We start from the raw sequence: 21,568 nt of genomic DNA, 5'->3' as shown, positions 1-21,568 counted from the left end.
CAAGCCGGTTCGCGCGGTCCGGGCCAAAATCGGACAGTTCCCCGGACAGGCCCTTTTCGTGGGTCGGCGGTCCGTGGCATGGTCGCTCTGACTCCGACAACGTTGTCAGCGAGGGGGCGGAACCTTGTCACCAACTCCCGGCAGAACCGTCACGCACGCCAGGAAACTCGCACCCGCCAGGACACGCTCGCTCGCCCGGACGCCCGCGCTCACGCGGGCCCGGGTGCTCGCGCCCGCACTGGCCGTGGCGCTGCTGGCCGGCGGGCTGGCCGCGCCCGCGACCGCCTCCGCGCAGCCGGTGGCCGACCCGACCACGCTGGTCAACCCGTTCGTCGGCACCCAGAACTTCGGCAACACCTTCCCGGGGGCGAGCGCGCCCTTCGGCATGGTCCAGGTCAGCCCGGACACCGGTGGTCAGGGCGGCTACGACTACAAGCAGGACCAGATCCACGGGTTCAGCCAGACCCACCTCTCCGGGGTCGGCTGCGGGGTGGCCGGGGAACTGCCGATCATGCCCACCACCGGGCCGGTCGACTCGGTCGAGCACACCGGCTACCGCTCCAAGTACTCCCACGACGACGAGGAGGCCAGCCCCGGCTACTACCGGGTCGGGCTGTCCCGCTACGGGATCAACGCCGAGCTGACCGCGACCGAGCGCACCGGCTGGCAGCGCTACACCTTCCCGGCGACCGCCGCGGCGAACGTGCTGTTCAACACCGGCAAGGCCAACCAGGGCGTGCACGATTCGGAGATCCACGTCGTCGGCGACCGGACCATCGAGGGCCGGGTCCGCGCGGGTGGGTTCTGCGCGGGCAAGGACGACCACACCGTCTTCTTCAGCGCCAGTTTCGACCGTCCGTTCAGCGCGTTCGGCACCTGGCGCGGCACCACCAAGCGCCCGGACACCCGCGATGCCGCCGGCGCGGGCGGCAACGGCGCCTGGGTGACCTTCGACGCGGCCACCGACCGGGACGTCGTGGTCAAGGTCGGCCTGTCCTACACCGGCCTGGACGGCGCCCGCCGCAACCTCACCGCCGAGACCGGCGCCGCGCACGACTTCGACGCCGTGCGCGCCAAGCTGCACCAGGCCTGGCAGCAGCGGCTGCGCTCGGTGAGCGTGGGCGGTGGCAGCACCGAACGGCAGACCGCCTTCTACACCGCGCTCTACCACTCCCTGCTGCACCCCAACCTGGCAGGCGACGTCGACGGCAAGTACCTCGGCTTCGACGACAAGGTGCGCACCGCCACCGACTTCACCCCGTACCAGAACCTGTCCCTGTGGGACACCTACCGCCCGCAGAACCAGCTGCTGGAAATGCTGGAACCCCAGGTGGCCAGGGATGTCGCGCTGTCAGTGCTGGCCGCGGGCCGGGACGGCGGCTGGCTGCCGCGCTGGGCACTGGCCAACAGCGAGACCAACATCATGACCGGTGACCCGGTCACCCCGTTCCTGGTCGAGGCGTGGTCCAAGGGCCTGCTCACCGGGCACGAACGCGAGGCGTACACCTTGCTGCGCAAGAACGCCACCGCCACCCCACCGGCCGGCTCCGTCTACAACGGACGGTCTGGTGTGGACTACTACAACAAGCGTGGCTACATCCCCTCCGGTCTCAAACTCGGCGTCGACTGCGCGCACAAGGGCGGCGACAACGACTGCGTGCACCCGGCCTCGGCGACCATGGAGTACGCGGCCGCGGACGCCTCGCTGGCCCTGCTCGCCGACGCCCTCGGCGAACGCGCCGACGCGCGGATGTTCGGCGAACGCGGCCAGTGGTACCGCAACCTGTGGGACAAGGGCATCAGCCAGTTCCGCCCGCGCACCACCGACGGCACCTGGGTCACGCCGTACGACCCGGTCGGCGCCGGGCACCAGTTCCACGAGGGCGGCGCGTACCAGTACCAGTGGCTGGTGCCGCAGGACCCGGCCGGACTGGTCGAGCTGATGGGCGGCCGCAAGGCCACCGAACAGCGACTGGACCGGTTCTTCGCCTACGACAAGCTGTTGCGCGACCCGGCGGGCACCGCACGCAAGGACTGGATCACCGATCCCTACGACTACTACGGCAAACCCACCTACAACCCGAACAACGAGCCCGACCTGCACGCGCCCTACATGTACCTGTGGGCAGGCGCCCCGGCCAAGACCGCGACCGTGGTCCGCGCCGCGATGACCCTGTTCACCACCGGCCCGGACGGCATGACCGGCAACGACGACCTGGGCACCATGTCAGCCTGGTATGTCTTCTCCTCTCTCGGGCTGTACCCGACCATGAGCGGCGCCAACTTCCTCGCCCTGTCCAGTCCGCAGTTCCCGTCCGCCACCGTGCGCATCGGCGACTGGGGCGGCCGCCAGGGCGGCACGCTGACCGTCACCGCGCCCGGCGCGAGCGATGCGAACCGTTACGTGCAACGGGTGTCGCTGGACAACCGGCCGGTCACCCGGACCTGGCTGTCCTGGGCCGACCTCGCCCGCGGCGGCACCCTGGCGCACACCCTGGGCAGCACCCCGTCGAACTGGGGCACCGGCCGCCAGGACGAGCCGCCGTCGATCAACCGCTCGATCGGCGACCTGCGCCACCACCTCGACGCGTCCTTGCGCCAGCCCACCGCGGTGCTGCCCACCTCGGCGAGCCCGCAACAGGCCACCCTGCCGCTGGACGTGCTCGGCCAGTCCCCGGGCGTCCTGGCCGCCCAGATCCGGACCACCGCCCCGGCGGGCTGGCGGCTCGACGCCCCACAGGCGCCGATCCTGCTGCGCTCCCAGCGGCTGCCGACCCAGCAGACCGTGCCACTGGCCCTCACCGTCCCGGCCGGCACACCGGCAGGCAAGTACCCGGTGCTGGTGCGGGCGGAGGCCCTGGACGGCAACAAGGTCGTCCGCGAACTCACCGTCGAGCTACGCACCGCCGCCACCTGTGCGAGCACCAGCGGCACCCAGTGCGCGGTGAACCTGGCCACCGTGGCCGACCACGACGGCACCGCCACCGTGACCGCCTCCGCCGAAGGAAACTTCGACGGCGGCGGCTGGAGCTACGACGCCGCCCTGCTGCCCGCGCCCGGCCCGGTCACCTGGGCGGCCACCACCTACGCCGCCCCGGATCCCAGCGGGACCAAGCCCAACTTCGTCGAATCCCGCGGCCAGTCCCTGCTGCTGCCCGAAGGCAGGCACAGCAGCCTGAAACTGGTCTCCGCCAGCCACAACGGCCCGGTCACCGCGCCACTGTCCATCCGCTACGCCGACGGCACCACCGTCGACGCCGCGCTGGCCGTCGGCGACTGGGCGGGTTCGACCCCGGCCGGCACCACCGTGCTGCTGGAGATGCCGCACCGGATCAAGGCGGGCACCGGGATCGACGGTCCACCGGTCCGGCTGTTCGGCCAGACCGTGCCGCTGGATCCCGCCAAGGCGATCCGCTCCATCACCCTGCCCAACGATCCGCGTATCGAGTTGTACGCGCTCACCCTGTCCTAGTCATAACCTCATTCGGCGCCTCCGTGCAGGACGTCGAGGACCTGCTGGCCGTACGCCTCCAGCTTCGCCTCGCCGATACCGCTGATGCCGCCGAGCGCCGCCAGGGTGGCCGGGCGCTCGGTGGCGATAGTGCGCAGCGTGGCGTCGTGGAAGATCACGTAGGCAGGCTTGGCGATCTCCTTGGCCACCGCGCCCCGCCAGGCACGCAGCTGCTCGAACAACGCCGTCGCCTCCGGTGACAGATCCGCCGCCACCGCGGCCTTCTTCGCCTTGGCCTGGCTGGACTTGCTGACCGGCCGCTCCGGCTCCCGCCGCAGCAGCACCTCGCGCTGACGGCTGAGCACCTGCCCGCTGGCCTCGGTGAGCACCAGCGTGCCGTAATCGCCCTCCACCGCCAGCAGACCCTGCGCCAGCAGCTGCCGGACCACCGCCCGCCACTCCTGCTCCCGCAGATCGGCCCCGATGCCGAAGACGGTCAGCGCGTCGTGGTCGTGCTCGATGATCTTGGCGGTCTTCTTGCCCAGCAGGATGTCCACCACCTGCCCGGCGCCGAACTTCTGGTTCCGCTCGCGCTTGAGCCGGTACACCGCGGACAGCAGCTTCTGCGCCGCCACCGTGCCGTCCCAGGACTCCGCCGGGTTCAGGCAGGTGTCGCAGTTGCCGCACGGCTGGCCCTGCTGCCCGAAGTACTTCAGCAGCTGCACCCGGCGGCACTCCACCGTCTCGCACAGCGCGAGCATCGCGTTGAGGTGCTGCCCCAGCTTGCGCCGGTGCGCGTCGTCACCCTCGGAGGTGTCGATCATCTTGCGCTGCTGCACCACGTCCTGCAGCCCGTAGGCCAGCCAGGCCGTGGACGGCAGCCCGTCCCGCCCGGCGCGGCCGGTCTCCTGGTAGTAGCCCTCCACCGACTTCGGCAGGTCCAGGTGGGCCACGAAACGCACGTCGGGCTTGTCGATGCCCATGCCGAAGGCGATGGTGGCCACCACGATCAGCCCGTCCTCGCGCAGGAACCGGGCCTGGTTGCGCGCCCTGGTGCCCGCGTCCAGCCCCGCGTGGTAGGGCACCGCCTCGAAACCGTTGGCGGAGAGGAACTCCGCGGTCTTGTCCACCGACGCCCTGGACAGGCAGTAGACGATGCCCGCGTCGCCCTTGTGCTCGGTGCCCAGTAAGTCCAGCAGTTGCCGCTTGGGATCGTTCTTGCCGACGATGCGGTACTGGATGTTGGGCCGGTCGAAGCTGGCCACGAAATGCCTGGCCTCGGTCAGGTTCAACCGGGTGGCGATCTCGGTGTGGGTGGCCTCGGTGGCGGTGGCGGTCAGCGCGATCCGCGGCACGTCCGGCCAGCGCTCGTGCAGGTCGGACAGGCCCAGGTAGTCGGGCCGGAAGTCGTGCCCCCACTGGGACACGCAGTGCGCCTCGTCGATGGCGAACAAGGACACCCGGCCGCGGTCGAGCAGCCGCATGGTCGACTCCAGCCGCAGCCGCTCCGGCGCCAGGTAGAGCAGGTCCAGCTCCCCGGCCAGGAACAGCGACTCCACCAGTTGCCGCTCATACGGCAGCTGGGTGGAGTTGAGGAACCCGGCCCGCACCCCGGCCGCGGTCAGCGCGTCCACCTGGTCCTGCATCAGTGCGATCAGCGGCGACACCACCACGCCGACGCCGGGCCGCACCAGGGCGGGAATCTGGTAGCACAACGACTTTCCGCCGCCGGTGGGCATGAGCACGAGCGCGTCGCCACCCGCGACGACATGCTCGATGATCGCCTGCTGCTCGCCGCGGAACGAGTCGTAACCGAAGACGCGGCGCAGTACCTGCGTCGCGTCCGCCACGTCCGTTCCGGCCTCCGTCGAAGTCACGGGGCCGAGATTACCGACACCCGCCGACACGCTGTGCCGCAGCGCGTTCCGAACGGGTGGACCGGGCCGGTGACCGACGGTGAGCTTTCCGTCGGCCACCCCGGTTGACCTGCCCCTCGACCAAGATCCGCGGCGAAAAAAGAGGCTGCACGGGTTTCCCCGACGGTGGACTCAGGCCGGGCCGACGAAGACCGCCTTGTCCCGGCCGAAGCCCGGCTGGAAGGCGAGCTGCATCTCGCCAGGCTTGGCGCCGACGGCGTAGGCGACCTCGTAGCTGAAGCTCTTGCCCGGCAGCACCGTGCCGGTGTCCGTGCCGGTGCCGCATGGACCGTTGAAATCGCTGATCGGCTTGGCCTCCCGCCCGTCGAACTGGGCGTCGCTGAGCCCGAGCAGCAGACTGGTCTCGACCGCCTCCTTGGTGCCGTTGACCACGGTGACGGTGAACTTGGCCGCACGGTCCACTGTGGACGGTGAGGAGAACTTGCCTGGCTTGCAGGCGATCGGCTTGGCCACCTCGACGGCCAGCCCGTCCTTCCAGGTGTAGCGTTTACCCCAGGTCGGTGCTTCCGCGGGTGGCGGGTTGTCGACCGGTTTCGCCTTGCCCGGGTCCCCGTCACTGACCTGGCCCTGGTTGGTGCTGCCCTGAAGTGCCTCATCCAGTGCCTTGACCGCGGCCACCTGCACCACCACCGTGATGACGATGGCCAGCACGCACAGCGCGGCGCCGATGGCGGCCAGCACCTTGCGGGTGCCGAACAGCGCGATCACCCCGAGCACCAGGCCGACTCCGGCGGCGATCGCGGTGACGTTGTTGAGGATGATGATCGGCGAGCCGAGCAGTCCGACCAGACCGAGGATCAGCGCGGTCAGGGCGAGGCCGCTGAACTTCGGTGGCGGCGGCTGCGGCGGTGCTTCGGGCATGATGGGCAACTGGTGGGTCATGGTCGCTCCCTGGGCGAAGGCTGGTGCCCGGAGGTCGCGGGGTGACGCGATGTCGTTAGCGCACACCGGTTTCGTTCACCATTACGGGCGACGGGCTGCAACGAACCGGGGAAGCGGCGGTCACGACTGGGCCACCACGTAACGTTCCGGCAGGGACCGCGAGAACAGGGTGTGACATGGGCGGCGAGGCGGGCACGGGCCAGGACCGGCGGCTCATCCGGGACGGGGCGTCCGACTGCCCGGTCACCCAGGTGGCCGCGGGGCACTGGTCCGTCCGTGGCCTGGCCGCGGGCCGCACGGTGTTGCGCAGCACCGAGACCCGGCAGGCCGGGCTGGCCATCGAGCGGATGGACAAGCTGCCCAGCTCGCTGCGGCGGCCGGTGCTCTACCGGGATGGGCCCGAGCACCGCGAACACCGCAGGCAGACCGCCAGGTTCTTCACCCCGCGCCGGGTCGAGGAGCACTACCGGCCGCTCATGCGCCGGGTGATCGAGCAGCAGATCGCCCTGCTGCACCAGGAGAAAAGCGTCGACCTGGGGCGACTCAGCTTCCAGGTGGCGCTGACCGTGGTGGCCGAGGTGGTCGGTCTGACCGACAGCAAGCCCGGCATGGCGGCTCGGCTGGAGGCGTTCTTCCCGGTCCGCCCACCCGGGTTCCTGGCGCTCAACCTGGCCTGGCTGCGGTTCCACTTCGGCGACGTCCGGCCCGCGGTGCGCGCCCGCCGCCGCGCGCGCCGGGACGACCTGATCTCGCACCTGATCGACGAGGGCTGCCGGGACAGCGAGATCCTCGGCGAATGCCTGACCTTCGCCGCCGCCGGCATGGTCACCACCAGGGAGTTCATCAACCTGGCCGCCTGGCACCTGTTCGCCGACCCGGAGCTGTGCGAGCGCTACCGCACCGCGGGCGAAGCGGATCGGCTCGCCATCCTGCAGGAGCTGCTCCGGCTGGAACCCGTGGTCAACACCCTGAAGAGGCGGACAATCGCCCCGATCGAGCTAGCCGGCGAGGCCGGTCCGGTGACCATCCCGGCCGGGGATCTGGTGGAGATCGAGATCAGCGCGACCAACGTGGACCCGGCCGCGGTCGGCGACAGCCCGGCCGACATCTGCCCAGGTCGCGAGTTGCCCGGCGGGCCGGGACCGGTGGCGCTCGCCTTCGGTGACGGGGCGCACCGCTGTCCCGGCGCGCACATCGCGATGCTGGAGAGCGACCTCTTCCTGCACGCCCTGTTCACCCAGCCGGGGATCACCCTGGAGAGTGCGCCGACGGTGGCGTTCCGACCGGAGATCGCCGCGTACGAGCTGCGTGGCCTGCGCGTCTCAGTGCGGGGAACCTGAAGTCGGCTCGGCCCGCGCCCGCCGAAGGACTACGGTCGGAACCGGGCCTAGGTGGGAGCGTGACGTGGCAGGGTCGGGACGGATGGGACTGAACGTCGACGCCTTGCGCGCGGTCGAAGGGGTCCCGGACGCCCGCCAACCGCAGCGGGAGGTCAGTGGCCAGCCGGGTCCGCCGGTGTTCGAGGGCCTCGGACCGCACGCGGGCGCGGTGGCGGTGGCGGTCGCCGTGCTCGGTCCGGACGCGCCGCTGCGGGACACCGCGGAACTCGCCCAGCTCAGCCTGCCGGACACCCTCGCCGCGGTGGACGTGCTGACCGCGGCAGGCGTGCTGGTCAACCAGGTGCCGCTGTCCTTCCGGGCGGCCGAGACCGCGCAGACCGTCCTGAGTGGACTGCCGGTGGGCGCGCGGATCACCGTGCGGCTGCGCGCGGCCGAACTGCTGCGCGCGTTGCCCGGCGCGGTCGAGCGGACCGCGGACCAGCTGGTGCTGATCGGTCCGGTCGGTCTGGACTGGGCGGCCGACGCGCTGTGTGCCGCCTCGGCACAGGCACTGGATCGCGGGGACTGGCGGGCGGCGGCGGAGTACCTGCGGCAGGCGCTGGCCGAACCGCTGCCGGTGGCCGAGCGGGTGGACTACACCCAGCGGCTGGCCGCGATGCTCACCGACACCGACCCGCTGGCCGCGGTGACCTGCCTGCTGCAGGAGCTGCGGCGGCCGGACACCCCGGCCGAGGTCACCGCCACCACCGGGTTGCTGCGGCGGCTGGCGACCCGGTTGCCCAGCACCCAGGACGTGCTGCGCCTGTTCGACGAGGCCGCCGACCGGGTGCACCAGCACGATCCGGCCGCCGCGGTGCGGTTGCAGCTCACCAGGGCCGGGTTCGCGCTGTTCCGGCCGGGCGGCACGACCCGGCTGAGCAGGCTCGAACGCTGGCTGTCCGAGGCCGACCTGGCCGATCCGGTGGCCCGCCGGGGCCTGGCCGCGGTCCGCTCCTGCCTGGCCGCGTTGCGTGAGCCACGGGCGGGTGACGCGATCGAGTTGGCCACCGCGGTGCTGGCCGAGGCCAACGTCAAACGGGAATGGGACGCCTGCTGGCTGTCGCTGTCCGCGCTGCTGCTCGCCGGGGACGACGAGGCCACCGAACGCGCCTGCCGCGGCCTGGACGCCGACCTGCCCGCCGACGGCGCCGAGATCCAGCGCTTCGGCTGCGAACTGACCAAGGGTTACTACCTGCGGCGACAGGGAAAACTACGCGCCACAGTGTCCACTTTGGACAGTCTGCTGACCGCGTGCGCGGACTACGGCCTGGCCCGCAACCACCCGATCGTGGCCACCGCGGCCGCCAACCTGGCCGAGACTTTGGTGCACACTGGAGCACTAAGGCGGGCGGAACAGGTGCTCGCGGAGTACCGCCTCGACGGCGACATCCGCGACACCGGCTCTTCGATGTGCTTGTTGCGTGGCCGGGGCGCGGTCGCCGCCGCCAACGGCGACCTGGACACCGCGCTGTCCGCGCAACTCGACTGCGGCCGGCACGTCACCGGCTGGGCCGAGCTGAACGCCGAGTTCCTGCCCTGGCGCTTCGAGGCGGTGCTCACCCTGCTCCGCGCCGACCGCCACGACGACGCGGTAGCCCTGGCCGAGGCAGACCAGACCGCCGCGACCGCCTGGGGCACCCCACGCGCCCTGGGCTTCGCCGCCTACGCCCGCGCGCTGACCCAGCGCGGCGCCCAGCGGATCGAGCTGCTCACCGAAGCGGCGCAACACCTGTTCACCGCGGGTGCCGCGCTCTCGGAGGCACACGCCCGCTACGACCTGGCCCTGGCCCTGCGCGAGGCGGGATCCGCCGACGAGGCCGTACCCCACCTGGCCCGAGCCCGCGAACTCGTCGACTACTGCGGCGCCGCGGCCCTTGGCGAACGCCTGGGCGTCCTCAACCAGCCCGACCGCCCCCTGCTCACTCCACAGGAACGGCGCATCGCCCGCCTGGTCGCCCGCGGCCACACCAACACCGAGATCGCCGAAGACCTGAGCCTGGCCCGCCGCACGGTCGAGTTCCACCTGTCCAGCGTGTACCGCAAACTGGCCATCACCGGCCGCGGCGACCTACTCGCCTGGACCGGCCCAGAGATCGACTGACCGGCCAGCGAGCGGCTGGCCGACCCGGCGAGCGGTTGGCCAGCCCGGAGAGCGGCTGGCTGATCTGGAGAGCGGCTGGCTGGCCCGGAGATCGATAAGCCTGGTCCGAAGATCGGCCAGGAGCGGCGGCGATCCACTCGAAGCGACACCGGTCGGCTTGAAGCGACAGCGATCGCCCTGACTCGACAGCGATCGTCTTGAAACGGCAACGATCGGTCGGAAGCGGCAACGATCGGTCGGGAGCGGGATCGGCCGGCCGGGATCGGTGGCGGCCGGCTAGGAGGCGGCGGCCCGATCCCGAACCAGCCGAAACGCCTCGATGTACTTCGGCAGTTCCAGCCGCGCCGCCTCCAGACTGCGCCGGTCGACCGCCACCGCGGCCACCCGCTCCCCGGGAATCAACCAGTCCGCGGCCGACTCCCGCTCGTCCTCCCCGGCACACCGCAGCAACAGGCACACCGAGTCCAAGGTCCGCACCAGCTCCGCGACAATCCCCGCCGCCTGCTCGGCGTCCAACGCGAGCAAGCCATCAGCGGCCAGCCGAAGGAAAAGATCACCCGCAAGCCCGCCGTACCCGGTGTCGCTGCTCGCCATCCCGCGCCTCCGCAACCCGCCGATCGGACCGCTCAGAAGTCCACTACTCCCCACCCCCCGCCCGATACCCCCACCCCCCAAGATCTGCCCAGACACCCGACCGGTCTTGCCCGCACGGACACCCCGAAGACCTCTTCTGGACACGTACCGCCCTCGACTGACCACAATCTCGCCCACAGACCACCGATGTCTCCACTGCCAACGGTCGGTTCCGGCGCTGCCCGCTGTCTGTGACGCCGAGCATCGGTTCTTTGACGCCGAGCACCGGTTCGCCACACCTTCAGGTGACCTCTGCTTCCGGACCGGGCATCGCGGGATGGGTGAATGCGCTGCTCAGGTATGGTGGACTGGGTTCGGGCGGAGCTGGGTTGGGCGTTCGGGACCTGGTTTTCTGGGCAAGATCCAGACGGCAAGGAACCGAATCGGTGTTACCCACGTTGCGCAGGAGAACAGCGGCGCCGGCAAGCGCGGGGCACCCGTGTCAGCAGGGCAGCCGACGCGGCGAGTAAGAGAATGCAGCGGCCAAGCGGGTGCGACGGCGGACGCGCCGAGCGAGGCTGAGCCCGCGAACCGGCTCCGACCGGCTCCGAGACAGCGAACCCGGCGTCCCGAGCGAACTCAAGGCCGCGAGCCGCAGGGCTCTGCCCGGCACGTCGGGCTGGTGGGCCGCCGGGCTGGTGGGCGCGGCGCGGTCCGCACGGGGCTCGCGTCGAGGCCGGCCTGGCAGGTCGGTCCGGCGGACTGGGGACGGATGGTCCCGCACGCGGAGTACATGGAGCGGGTGCCAGGCCGGGCACGCCGGAGCCGGGCAGCCTCGCGGTCACAGCTCTCCGGCCAGACTCCCAGTGTTACCGCCAGACTCCCCGCGGCCCCGCCAGGCTCCCAGTGCTGCCACCAGACTTCAGCTCGCTGGCCAGGCATCCACGGGCAGTGGCCGGACGTCCATGGCTCACCACCCGAGGCCGTGGCTCGGACCCAGCCGCACACGCAACCGCTCCGCCCGTGCCCCAGAGCTGGCCCCGCGTCCGCAACCCGCCCACACCCGCACTCTCTCGCCCGGCGACCCGCGCACACTCGCGCTGCCCCGCGCACACTCGCGCCCGCCCGCGCTGCCTCTCGCCCGCAACCCACCTGACCTGCATGTCCAGAACCAGCCACACCCCCGGCCCGACCCCCAGCCTGCTGGCCCTCGACATCCGCCGGGTCGTAAGTTACTGCGCATGCTGCCCGGACCCCCGTCGGACATGTGGATCGGTCGCGACAAGGAACTCGAGGTCCTCCGGTCGGCCGTCGACGCCCTGGGGCGGGGGACGGGGGCTGTGGTGTGGGTTGAGGGGGAGCCGGGGATTGGGAAGTCGGCGCTGGTCGCGCGGGGGTTGGGGGCGGCGCGGGTTGCGGGGTATGACGTGTTGGTTGGGGTGGCGGATCCGATGTCGCAGCGGTCGCCGTTGCGGGTGATGTTGGATTTGCTGCAGGTGGGGCCTCGGTCGGTGGATCCTCGGCGGGCTCGGATCGCGGGGATGTTGCGGGAGCGGCGGTTGGGGTTGTTGGAGGCCGCTGATGTCGCCTGGGTTGAGATCGAGTTGTTGGCGGGGTTGGTTGACGAGTTGTGCACGGCTGGGCCGACCGTGCTGGTGGTGGATGACCTTCAGTACCTCGATGAGGCCTCCTTCCTGTTGTGGCATCGGTTGGTGACCGCGGTCGACCAGTTGCCGTTGCTGCTGGTCACCACCTGTCGGCCGGTGCCTCGGCGGCGGGAGGTGCTTGAGCTGCGGGCGGCGTTGGGCCGGCGGGGGCATCCGTTGCTCATGGTGGAGCCGTTGGGGGCCGATGAGGCGGCGGCGATGCTCTCCGGGCTGGTGGGGGAGGTGGGGGCGGGGGTGGTGGATCGGTTGCGGGAGTTGGCCATGGGGAATCCGCTCTACCTGCGGGAGTTGGCTGACGCGGTGCGGCGCAACAACGCGGTGGGGGCGGGCGAGGTGGAGTTGCCGACCTCGTTCGCGGAGGCGTTGACCGGGCGGTTGCGGGTGGTGCCGGAGGGATCGGCGGAGATCTTGCGGATGGCCGCCCTGCTGGGTGGGCGGTTCGCGGTCACCGAGTTGGCCGTGCTGATGCGGCGGTCGGCGGCGGAGCTGGTGCTGGGGCTGCAGGACGCGCTGGCCGCGGGGATCGTGGTGGACACCGGTGGGCAGATGGCGTTTCGGCATCCGTTGATCCGGCAGGCGCTCTACGACGGGATGTCCGCGGCGTTGCGGGCCGCGCTGCACCGGGAGGCGGCGCAGGCGCTGGCGGTGTCGGGGGCCGGGGCGTTGCGGGTGGCCGAGCAGTTGCTCGCCTCCGGGCAGCCGGGGGATGCCTGGGCCCGTGGATGGCTGGCGGGGACAGCCACCGCGTTGGCCGCGCACGCGCCGGAGGTGGCCATCGAGTTGCTCTGCCGGGATGTGGATCAGACCCTGGTCGAGGACGAGCACGGCGAGATCCTGCTGGTGGTGCTGGCCTGGGTGTTGCTCGGCGTCGGCCGCCACGACGACGCGGTGGTGCGGGCCCGGCAGGGACTGGCCGCGGCGACCCGGACCGGGCACCGGGCCGAGATGTACTTCGTGCTGGTGCGGGCCCTGTTCAGCCTGGGGCGCAACACCGAGGCGGTCGAGGCGGTGCGGCGAGCCTTGTCCCGCACCGACCTGCCGGTGGCCTGGCGGGCCCGGTTGCTGGTGTCGCTGGCCATGTTCCAGCGCGCGGGCGAGGGGGACGTGGACGCCGCCGAGATCACCGCGCGGCAGGCGCTCAACCTGGCCGAGAGCGTCGGGGACTCCTTCGCCACCGCCTACGCGCTGACCGTGCGCTGGCTCAACCAGTCCATCCGCCGCGATCACCTCGGCGCGCTGACCAGCATCGATCGTGCCCTGGAGGTCCTGCGCGGCGGGCCGGACCACGCCGATCTGCACGCCTACGCCCAGGACGGGCGGATCTTCAGTCTGCAGAACCTCGGCCGCTGGCCGGAGGCCGCCGCCGCGCTCCGGCAGGAACGCGAGGACACCGCGCACCGCTCCACCGGCACCCGGCTCGGGGTGACCGCGGCGGTGTTGCTGTACTGGCTGGGGGAGTGGGGCGACGCGCTGGCCGAACTCGATCCGAATCACCTGGACGTGGTTGGTTTCACCTATTCAGGGCTGCGCGAACCCGGTCCGTCACTGCTGTGGCATGGCGTGGCCGCGTTGATCGCCGCCCGCCAGGACAACCGGGACACCGCCCGCGAGCACCTGCGCACCGGCGGCGCGGTGCCGATCACCACCATCGGCGACCGGGAGAACCGGGACTTCCTGGTCGCCGCGCAGTGTGTGGTGCTGGAACAGGACGGCGACCCTAGGGCGGCCATGACCACCCTCGCCGGGATGCTGCTGGACCGCCGCCCCGGCGAGATGTCGCTGATCCACCAGTGGCTGCCCGACCTGGTCCGGCTGGCCACCGAACTCGACGAGCGGGACACCGTGCGGGCCGCGCTGGCCGCCTGCCGGATCGAGGCCGAGGCCGAGACCACGCCCGGCCGGGCCGCCGCGGCCGTGCTGCGCTGCCAGGGCCTGGCCGAGGCCGACCCCGCCCCGCTGCGGGCCGCCGTCCAGCGCTACCGCGACACCGGCCCCGCGATCGAACTGGCCGCCACCCTGGAGGACCTGGCCGCCGTGCTCGCCGCCCGTGGCGACCTCGCCGAGGCCAGGCAGGCCCTGCACGAGGCGGTCACGCACTACGGCGGGTTCGGCGCCGACTGGGACATCCGCCGTGCCGAGGGCCGCCTGCGTGAACACGGCGTCCGCCGCGGTGTGCGCGGCCGCCGCGCCCCGCGTGAGGTCTCCGGCTGGGCCGCGCTCACCCCCACCGAACTGCGCATCGCCGACCTGGTCGCCGACGGCCAGTCCACCCCGGGCATCGCCGCCGGGCTCTTCCTCTCGCCACGCACCGTGCAGACGCACATCTCGCACATCCTCGGCAAGCTCGGCGTACGCGGCCGGGTGGAGATCGCCCGCGAGGTCTTCCGCCGTAGGGCGGGCTGACCAGGCCGGATGACATCCGGGGAGGACACGGGCTGTCCTCCGCAGGTCACCTCCGCAGGTACCCGCAGGTTGCCCGAGCGCACCACCGGGTTTGCCCGTTCGTCCCCCGGTCCGCGCAGGTCAACACCCTGTCGTGAGCACACCGTCAGGTGGCCGATGTCTCTCGTGTCACTCAGCGTCAGGCTTGGGGTGTCGGTCCACCAGGTACGGGGAGAACGCAGTGGAAGCAATTCGCGTGGCGGTGTACGCACCCGATCCACTCACCGCCGCAGGCCTGTCCAGCACCCTGCGCACCCGCCCGGAGATGGCGGTCGAGGAGGGCCTGCAGTCCCCGCGTTCGGACGCCAGGGTGGTCGTGGCCGACACGCTGACCCCCGAACTGCTCTCCGTACTGCGCCGCGCCGCGGCCAACGGCGGTGTGCCGGTGGTCCTGGTGGTCAACCAGCTCGACGAGTCCGAACTGCTCGCCGCGGTGGAATGCCGGGTGGTGGCGGTGCTGCCCAGGGCGGCGGCCACCGGCGACCGGCTGGTGCACAGCATCCGCGCGGCCGCGGCCGGCGGCGGGGTGCTGCCGCCCGCCATGCTCGGTGAGCTGCTCAAACACGTCGAGCGGCTGCAACGCGAGCTGCTCGCGCCCAAGAGCATGAACGCCGCAGGGCTCAGCCCGCGCGAGGTGGACGTGCTGCGGTTGATGGCCGACGGCTGGGACACCGCGGAGATCGCCACCCAGCTCTGCTACTCCGAGCGCACCGTGAAGAACGTGATCTCCGGCGTCACCCAGCGGCTCAACCTGAAGAACCGGCCGCACGCGGTGGCCTACGCGCTGCGTGCCGGGATGATCTGAGCCCTCAGCCGAGCCTGCGCCCCACCACGGTGATCTCGTGCCGGTTGTGCTGCAGCTGCCGGGCCTCCAGGATCTCGTAGCGCTGCCGCAGCCTGCCCAGTGCCACCCGCACCGTGTCGTGCGGCCGGTCGGTGCCGATCTTGAGCGTCACCACGCACAGCGCGCCGGGCAGCAGCCGCTCGGCCGCGTCCACCATCACCTGCGCGGAGAGCACCGCGTCCATCCGCATGTCGTTGACGGCCAGCGCGAACCGCTGCCGGGTGCGCTCGAAGAACCGGCCGGCGGTGGTGCGTTCGTGGTGCACCAGCGGATCGGCCAGCAGCCGAGGGTCCAGGTCGCCGGGGTCGACCGCCCAGACCTCCAGGCCGCGCTCGCGCAGGATCCGGGTCCAGCCGCCAGGGCTCGCGCCCAGGTCCACCGCGGTCCCGCCGCGTGGCAGCGGCAGGTCGACCAGCTTGAACAGCTCCTCCAGCTTGAACTCGGCCCGGCAGATCTGCCCGGCTGGCTTGGCCAACCGAACCCTGCCGCCCGGCCAGTCGCTGAGCGCGTGCGCCGTCCCGGCGAAGCCCAGTGACACGTGCGTGTCCGAGATCACCGCCGACAGCACCTGCTCCGCCCCGGACCGGCGGACCGGGAAACCCTGCTCCGCCAACGCTTTCCCGAGTTCGGTGTACAGCTCCTGCGACCCGTAGGCCACCGCCCGCTTACCGCTCACCCACGCCTGCACCGCCACCTCGGCCCCGGCGTCCACCCGCTCGGCCAGCAGCGGGCCCGCCGCCGCGGTCAGCGCGTCCAGGGACGCCTCGGCCGCCGGCAGCCGCAGCAGCTCCTCGGTGAGGTGCCGCACGAACACCACCGGCTTGGCCCGCGTCGCGTCCGCGATCTCCGCCAGCGTGCCGTCGGTGGTCAGGCAGCCCAGGTCAGGGCCGATCCGCTCGACCTTCCCGCCCGGCGCCAGCTCCCGCAGCCCACGCGAGGCGGCCGCGAAGTACTCCTCCGACGCCGAGAACAGCACCCGCGTCACCCGTGCTCAACTCCCACCAGACGATCCACCCGCCCAGGCTAACCGGCGGCCTGGCAGCCGTCGCCCGGAGCAGGCATCCTCGAACACGGCGACCGGACATCCGGGGGGAAGTCAGGTCCATGGCTGACGAGTCGGCTGACGTGTCCGACAATGAGCGGGAGCACCAAACGTCAGCTCTATACTGGATCGAACTACTGAACATCCAGTCCTCGCCGATCGGGAGTGTCCATGGCCCTGAGTGATTACACCGGGCGGGCCGTGCTGACCGCCGTCGACCTGGTCAACAGCCAGCAGGTGCTGACCGGGCAGGACACCCTGGCCACCGAGGCGGAGCTGGCCGGACTGCTCGGCGCCCGCGGCTGGGTGCTGGACCGGCCGCTGGCCGCGACCGACCTGGAGCGGCTGCGCGCGCTGCGGCCCCGGCTGCGGTTCGTCTTCGGCGGCACCCCGGTGCGCAAATCGGTCGAGGACCTCAACGCGCTGCTGCGGGACCTGGGTGCGCAACCGCAGCTCACCGACCACGACGGCGACTGGCACTGGCACTACGTCCGGCCGAGGGCGCCGCTGGCCGAGCGGGTGGCCACCACCTGCGTGGTCGCGCTGCTGACCGTCATCGCCGACAGCGGTGCGGCCCGGCTGCGGATCTGTGAGGGCGCGGGCTGTGGCAACGTCTTCGTCGACGCCTCCCGCCCCAACTCCCGCCGCTTCTGCGACACCAAGGGCTGCGGCAACCGCGCGCACGTCACGGCCTACCGTGAGCGCCGCAGGCAGCGCGGCCCGGAATGACAGTAGTTAAGAGTCATTGACTACTGACGCCAGTCGTACCTACTGTCATGGGTATGGCGCTTGACACTGCTGTCCGACTGGTCACCTTCGACACCTACGGCACGCTGATCGACTGGGACTCCGCGCTACGCGCCCAGCTCGCCACGTTGTTCGCGGTCAACGGAGTCGAGCTGGACGTCGGGGAGTTCCACCACCGCTGGTACCACCGGCACGCGCTGCCCGCGGTGTCCGGCCCGTTCCAGCGTTACCGCGACCTGCTCGCGAGCACCGCCGCTGCCGCCCTGGCCGAGGACGGAATCGTGCTGCCGCAAGCGGATCTGGCCACCCTGGGCGACGCGATGGCCGAGGCGGACCCCTTCCCGGACACCGTCCCGGTGCTCGCCGAGCTGCGCCGCCACCTGCCGCTGGCCACGATCTCCAACAGTCAGCAGGACATCATCGAGGTCAGCGCGCGCAAGCTGGGCGACCCGTTCACGCACGTCATCACCGGCGAGGTGGTCGGGGCGTACAAGCCGCACCCGGCCCTGTTCGAGCTGGTGCTGGAGCGCGCGGGGGTGCGGCCGCACGAGGTGGTGCACGTGGCCCAGTCCCAGTTCGTCGACCTGCCCCGCTCGGTGCCGATGGGCATCCCGACGGTGTGGATCAACCGCCAGGCCCAGACCCGCCACCCGGACACCCCGGAACCCGCCGCCGAACTGCCGGACCTGCGCGGTCTGCCCGCACTGCTGGGGTTCGCCCGATGACGCCGACCCAGCAACTCCTCGACGCCCTGCCCGCCTTCGCCCCCGACCGGCTGCCCGTCGCGGTGCTCGACCAGGCCAGGACCACCCTCTACGACTGCCTCGGCGCGCAGCTCGCCGCCACCTCCCGCGAGTTCCCGATCATGCGGTTGCTGGAACGGCTGGTCCGCGAGGTCGGCGGCACCCCCGAGTCCAGCCTGGTCGGATCCTGTCTGCGCACCACCGCCGCCACCGCGGCCCTGGCCAACGGCGCGCTGGCCTACTACTGCGACATCGAAAGCCACCACCCCGCCGCCAACGTGCACGCCATCGCCGTGATCGGCCCGGCGGCCCTGGCCGTCGGCGAACGGCAGCACGCCAGCGGCGTCGAGGTGCTCGCCGCGATCGTGGCCGGTGTCGACATCGCCGCCAGGGTCAGCTACGCGCTGGGCCCGGCCGCCCAGTACGCCCGCGGCTTCCATCCGACCACGGTGGCGGGCACGCTGGGCAGCGCGGTCGCCGCGGGACTGTTGCTGCGCCTGGACAACGACTCCTTCCGCAACGCGCTGGGCCTGGCAGGCACCAGTGCGGGCGGGCTGCTGTCCTGGGTGGACGATCCGACCGAGCAGTCCCGCCCGCTCAACATCGGCCTGGCCGCCCAGGCCGGGGTGCAGGCGGCACTGCTCGCCGCGACCGGTTTCCGCGGCCCGGCCGACATCCTCGGCGGCAAGTACCCCTTCGGCAAGGCCTTCACCGGCCAGTGGGACCAGCACGCGCTGCTGGAGGGCATCGGCACCCGCCACGAGATCACCCGGCTTTTCTTCAAGCGCAACGCCTGCTGCGTCTTCATCCCCGCGAGCCTGGACGCCCTGCTCGACATCATGGCGACGGAATCCCTGTCCCCACAGGACATCGCCAAGATCGCGATCCGCGCACCCGAGTCGTCCTACCAGGTCATCGACAACAACCCACTGCGCTCGCACAGCGTCCAGTACGTGCTGGCCGTGGCCGCGCACCAGGGCCACGTCACCTTCGCCGACATCCTCACCGACCGCGGCGCCGACCCGGATATCGACGCCCTGGCCCAGAAAATCACCATCACCGGCGATCCCGGGTTCGACCGGCAGGCCCACCAGTCGATCGGCTCCACCGTCCACCTCACCACCAGCACCGGCGCCGTGCACCACCGGGAAGTCGAACACCCACTGGGCAGTCACCGGAACCCACTGTCCACACAGGACCTGGCCGACAAGTTCACCGCGCTCACCACCGGCATCCTCACCCCGGACCGGGCCGCCCAACTCAGGTCCACGCTCGACAGGCTGCACACCCTCCCCGACATCAACGACCTCACCCGCCTGCTAGAACTGGGTTAGGGACGCGACACCAGGGGGAAACACCATGTCAACCGACATCACCCGGCTCATCTCGGCCGCGGGCGGCCACCCGGCCGACCTCGCCACCGCCATCGACGAGGTGGGCCCGGCCCGCTGCACCGAGATCGCCGCCGACGAGATCGCCTACCGCCTGGACCCGCCCCGCCTGGACCCGGACACCAGGATCGAGGTCCAACTCCGCCTGTCCCACCGCGACACCACAACCGACCACCTGGTCGGCATCACCGACGCGGGCGCCACCCACACCCAGGCCCGATCCGCCAACCCGCACGCCACCATCCACCAGGACCTGGGCGAACTGCTCCGCCAGCTCCTGGGCCCGCGCGAGGCGGCGAGTGCCGCCAGTCGTCAGGTGGAACTCCGCGACGCCGGGAACATCGAGTCCTTCCGCCGCCCACCGGCCTTCTTCGCCGCCACCCAACGCCTGCTGGCCACCCTGGACCACCGCGACCGGCCCACCCTGACCGAGCTGGCCAGCCGGCACGAGTCGGACAAGTGGGGGATCCACCACTACACCCAGCACTACCCGCGCTACTTCGAGCCGCTGCGCGACCGCCCGCTGACCGTGCTGGAGATCGGCATCGGCGGCTTCGACAACCCCACCGCGGGCGGCGCCTCGCTGCGCATGTGGAAGCACTACTTCCCACGCGCCACCATCCACGGCGTCGACGTGCACGACAAGACTCCCCATGCCCAGCAACGAATCCACATCCTGCGCGCCGACCAGTCCGATCCCAAGGCACTGGAGGAGGTGGTGGCCCGCACCGGCCCGCTGGACATCGTCATCGACGACGGCAGCCACCAGAACGCCCACGTGCTGACCACCTTCCACACCCTGTTCCCGCACGTCCGCGACGGCGGCTACTACGCGATCGAGGACCTGCAGACCTCCTACTGGCCCCGCTTCGGCGGCACCAGCGAGGACCTCAACTCCCCACACACCAGTCTCGGTTTCCTCAAAACCCTGGTCGACGGCCTGAACCACGAGGAAGTCCTGGCGTCAAGCCCCCGCGATCGCGCCCCTACCGACCGGTCGGTGAGGAGCCTGCACTTCCACCACAACCTGGCCGTGCTCGAGAAGGGCGTGAACCTGGAGGGCGGCGGGCCGGACTGGGTTCGCTACGGCCCGAAGTAGGCATCGGCAACCGAGCCGAGGACGGTGCCGAGCCGGATCGCGACCGCCGGGTCAACGCCCGGTGGCGTTGACCACCCCCACCCGTCCCACGGGAATCTCCGCGCCCCACCGGCGTTGTCCACTACGTGACAGCACGGCTTTCCATCCTCGACCGGTCGAGCACCAGACAAGGCCAGAGCGCGGCGCAGGCGTTGCGGGACACGGTGCGCTTCGCCCAGCAGGCCGAGGAGCTGGGCTACCACCGGTTCTGGGTGTCCGAGCACCACAGCGTTCCCGGGCTGGCCGGGTCGGCGCCCACGGTGCTCGCCGCCGCCATCGCGGCCGCCACCGGCACCATCCGGGTCGGCACCGGCGGCGTCATGCTGCCCAACCACCAGCCCCTGGTCGTCGCCGAACAGTTCGGTGTCCTGTAGGCCCTCTTCCCCGGCCGGGTCGACATGGGCCTTGGCCGCTCGGTCGGGTTCACCAACGGCGTCCGCCGGGCCCTCGGCCAGGACAAGGAAGCCGCCGACACCTTCGCCACCCGGCTGACCGAACTGCTCGGCTACTTCACCGGCGACCAGCAGACCCACCCCGGCGTGCACGCCCTCCCCAGCGAGGGCCAGCCGATCTCCCCCTTCATCCTCGCCACCGGCGCCGGCGCGGACATCGCCGCCGCCTTCGGCCTGCCCCTGGTGGCCGGCGGCCCCCGGGCAACGGAGGCGATCACCCGCTATCGCACCGACTTCCGCCCCTCCAGGTGGTCGCCACACCCCTACGTCATCGTCGCCGCGACCATCGCCGTCGCCGACACCACCGAGCAGGCCCGCCGTCTGCTGCTCCCCGAAGCCTGGGCCACCGCCCATTCCCGCACCCACGGCGAGTTCCCCGCGCTGCGTTCCCCCGAGGACGTGCTGGCGATGGACCTGACCCCGCGCGAACGCACCCTGCTGGCGGAGGCATCGCGCGGCCAACTCCATGGCACGCCCACCGAGATGGCCACCGCCCTGGACGACCTGATCACCCGCACCGGGGCCGACGAGGTCCTGGTGACGCTGAGCACCCACAGCCGCGAGGACATGCTCACCTCCTACCGGCACCTGGCGACGGCGGCGAGAAACTAAGTCACAAGCACGCGCCAGGAGCCCGGCGACGCCATAGGCTGACTTTCACCCGTTCGGTCGAGGGGCGGTCGCTGTCATTACCGCGAACAACGGATCCGATTCGTCGTATTGTTGGTCTCGGGGTAGGGACAGCGATGCCATCGCGGCGGTAGCTGACGGGGGGACTT

General features: G+C 71.5%; 13 protein-coding genes and 1 pseudogene. 10 read left to right on the top strand and 4 right to left on the bottom strand.

All coding sequences use genetic code 11. The features are described from left to right. Positions 1-223: 223 nt before the first annotated feature. Complete coding sequence (locus tag HNR67_RS38110) at positions 224-3,472, top strand: GH92 family glycosyl hydrolase (RefSeq protein ID WP_185008055.1); 3,249 nt, start codon at positions 224-226, stop codon at positions 3,470-3,472. A gap of 8 nt (positions 3,473-3,480) precedes the next feature. Here HNR67_RS38110 and recQ read toward each other — a convergent pair whose 3' ends face one another. Next, positions 3,481-5,328 carry a DNA helicase RecQ gene (recQ, locus tag HNR67_RS38105; RefSeq protein ID WP_185008053.1) on the bottom strand — a complete coding sequence of 616 codons (1,848 nt, stop codon included), beginning with the start codon at positions 5,326-5,328 and terminating at the stop codon, positions 3,481-3,483. A gap of 171 nt (positions 5,329-5,499) precedes the next feature. Next, positions 5,500-6,270, bottom strand: a complete 771-nt coding sequence (locus HNR67_RS38100; RefSeq protein WP_185008051.1) for a hypothetical protein — start codon at positions 6,268-6,270, stop codon at positions 5,500-5,502. A 176-nt stretch (positions 6,271-6,446) separates the two neighbouring features. Between HNR67_RS38100 and HNR67_RS38095 the strand changes: the two genes are divergently transcribed. Beyond that, positions 6,447-7,610: a cytochrome P450 gene (locus HNR67_RS38095; protein ID WP_185008050.1), complete on the top strand. Its 1,164-nt coding sequence runs from the start codon at positions 6,447-6,449 to the stop codon at positions 7,608-7,610. A gap of 82 nt (positions 7,611-7,692) precedes the next feature. Next, positions 7,693-9,750: a helix-turn-helix transcriptional regulator gene (locus HNR67_RS46010; protein WP_185008048.1), complete on the top strand. Its 2,058-nt coding sequence runs from the start codon at positions 7,693-7,695 to the stop codon at positions 9,748-9,750. A 276-nt stretch (positions 9,751-10,026) separates the two neighbouring features. On the opposite strand, the gene HNR67_RS38085 is transcribed toward HNR67_RS46010, so the two are convergent. Beyond that, positions 10,027-10,344, bottom strand: a complete 318-nt coding sequence (locus HNR67_RS38085) for a hypothetical protein (RefSeq protein ID WP_185008046.1) — start codon at positions 10,342-10,344, stop codon at positions 10,027-10,029. Positions 10,345-11,288: 944 nt separating this feature from the next. On the opposite strand from HNR67_RS38085, the gene HNR67_RS38080 reads away from it, so the two are divergent. Beyond that, a complete protein-coding gene (locus HNR67_RS38080) occupies positions 11,289-14,393 on the top strand; it encodes an ATP-binding protein (RefSeq protein ID WP_312989016.1) in 3,105 nt (1,034 codons plus the stop codon). 220 nt (positions 14,394-14,613) lie between these two features. Next, positions 14,614-15,237: a helix-turn-helix transcriptional regulator gene (locus HNR67_RS38075; RefSeq protein WP_185008042.1), complete on the top strand. Its 624-nt coding sequence runs from the start codon at positions 14,614-14,616 to the stop codon at positions 15,235-15,237. Positions 15,238-15,241: 4 nt separating this feature from the next. Here the strand turns inward: HNR67_RS38075 and HNR67_RS38070 are convergent, their stop codons facing one another. Continuing rightward, on the bottom strand, positions 15,242-16,261 hold the full coding sequence (locus HNR67_RS38070; RefSeq protein ID WP_185008040.1) for an SAM-dependent methyltransferase: 1,020 nt from the start codon (positions 16,259-16,261) through the stop codon (positions 15,242-15,244). 228 nt (positions 16,262-16,489) lie between these two features. Between HNR67_RS38070 and HNR67_RS38065 the strand changes: the two genes are divergently transcribed. The 5 genes and pseudogenes from HNR67_RS38065 (at position 16,490) to HNR67_RS38045 (ending at position 21,401) form a co-directional block, all read left to right on the top strand. Further along, on the top strand, positions 16,490-17,047 hold the full coding sequence (locus HNR67_RS38065; protein WP_185008038.1) for a CGNR zinc finger domain-containing protein: 558 nt from the start codon (positions 16,490-16,492) through the stop codon (positions 17,045-17,047). Positions 17,048-17,100: 53 nt separating this feature from the next. Continuing rightward, positions 17,101-17,790, top strand: a complete 690-nt coding sequence (locus HNR67_RS38060; RefSeq protein WP_221490188.1) for a haloacid dehalogenase type II — start codon at positions 17,101-17,103, stop codon at positions 17,788-17,790. Continuing rightward, a complete protein-coding gene (locus tag HNR67_RS38055; RefSeq protein WP_185008034.1) occupies positions 17,787-19,142 on the top strand; it encodes an MmgE/PrpD family protein in 1,356 nt (451 codons plus the stop codon). Before HNR67_RS38060 ends, HNR67_RS38055 begins: the two co-directional genes overlap by 4 nt. A gap of 25 nt (positions 19,143-19,167) precedes the next feature. Next, positions 19,168-20,298, top strand: a complete 1,131-nt coding sequence (locus HNR67_RS38050; RefSeq protein ID WP_185008032.1) for a class I SAM-dependent methyltransferase — start codon at positions 19,168-19,170, stop codon at positions 20,296-20,298. A gap of 125 nt (positions 20,299-20,423) precedes the next feature. Continuing rightward, a pseudogene (locus HNR67_RS38045) lies at positions 20,424-21,401 on the top strand (LLM class flavin-dependent oxidoreductase). Positions 21,402-21,568: the final 167 nt, after the last annotated feature.

It is taken from the genome of Crossiella cryophila, from assembly GCF_014204915.1.
In the GTDB taxonomy this organism is placed as follows: domain Bacteria; phylum Actinomycetota; class Actinomycetes; order Mycobacteriales; family Pseudonocardiaceae; genus Crossiella; species Crossiella cryophila.
Note: the sequence above shows the minus strand (reverse complement) of the source record. Positions and strands in the feature narration are given on the sequence as shown.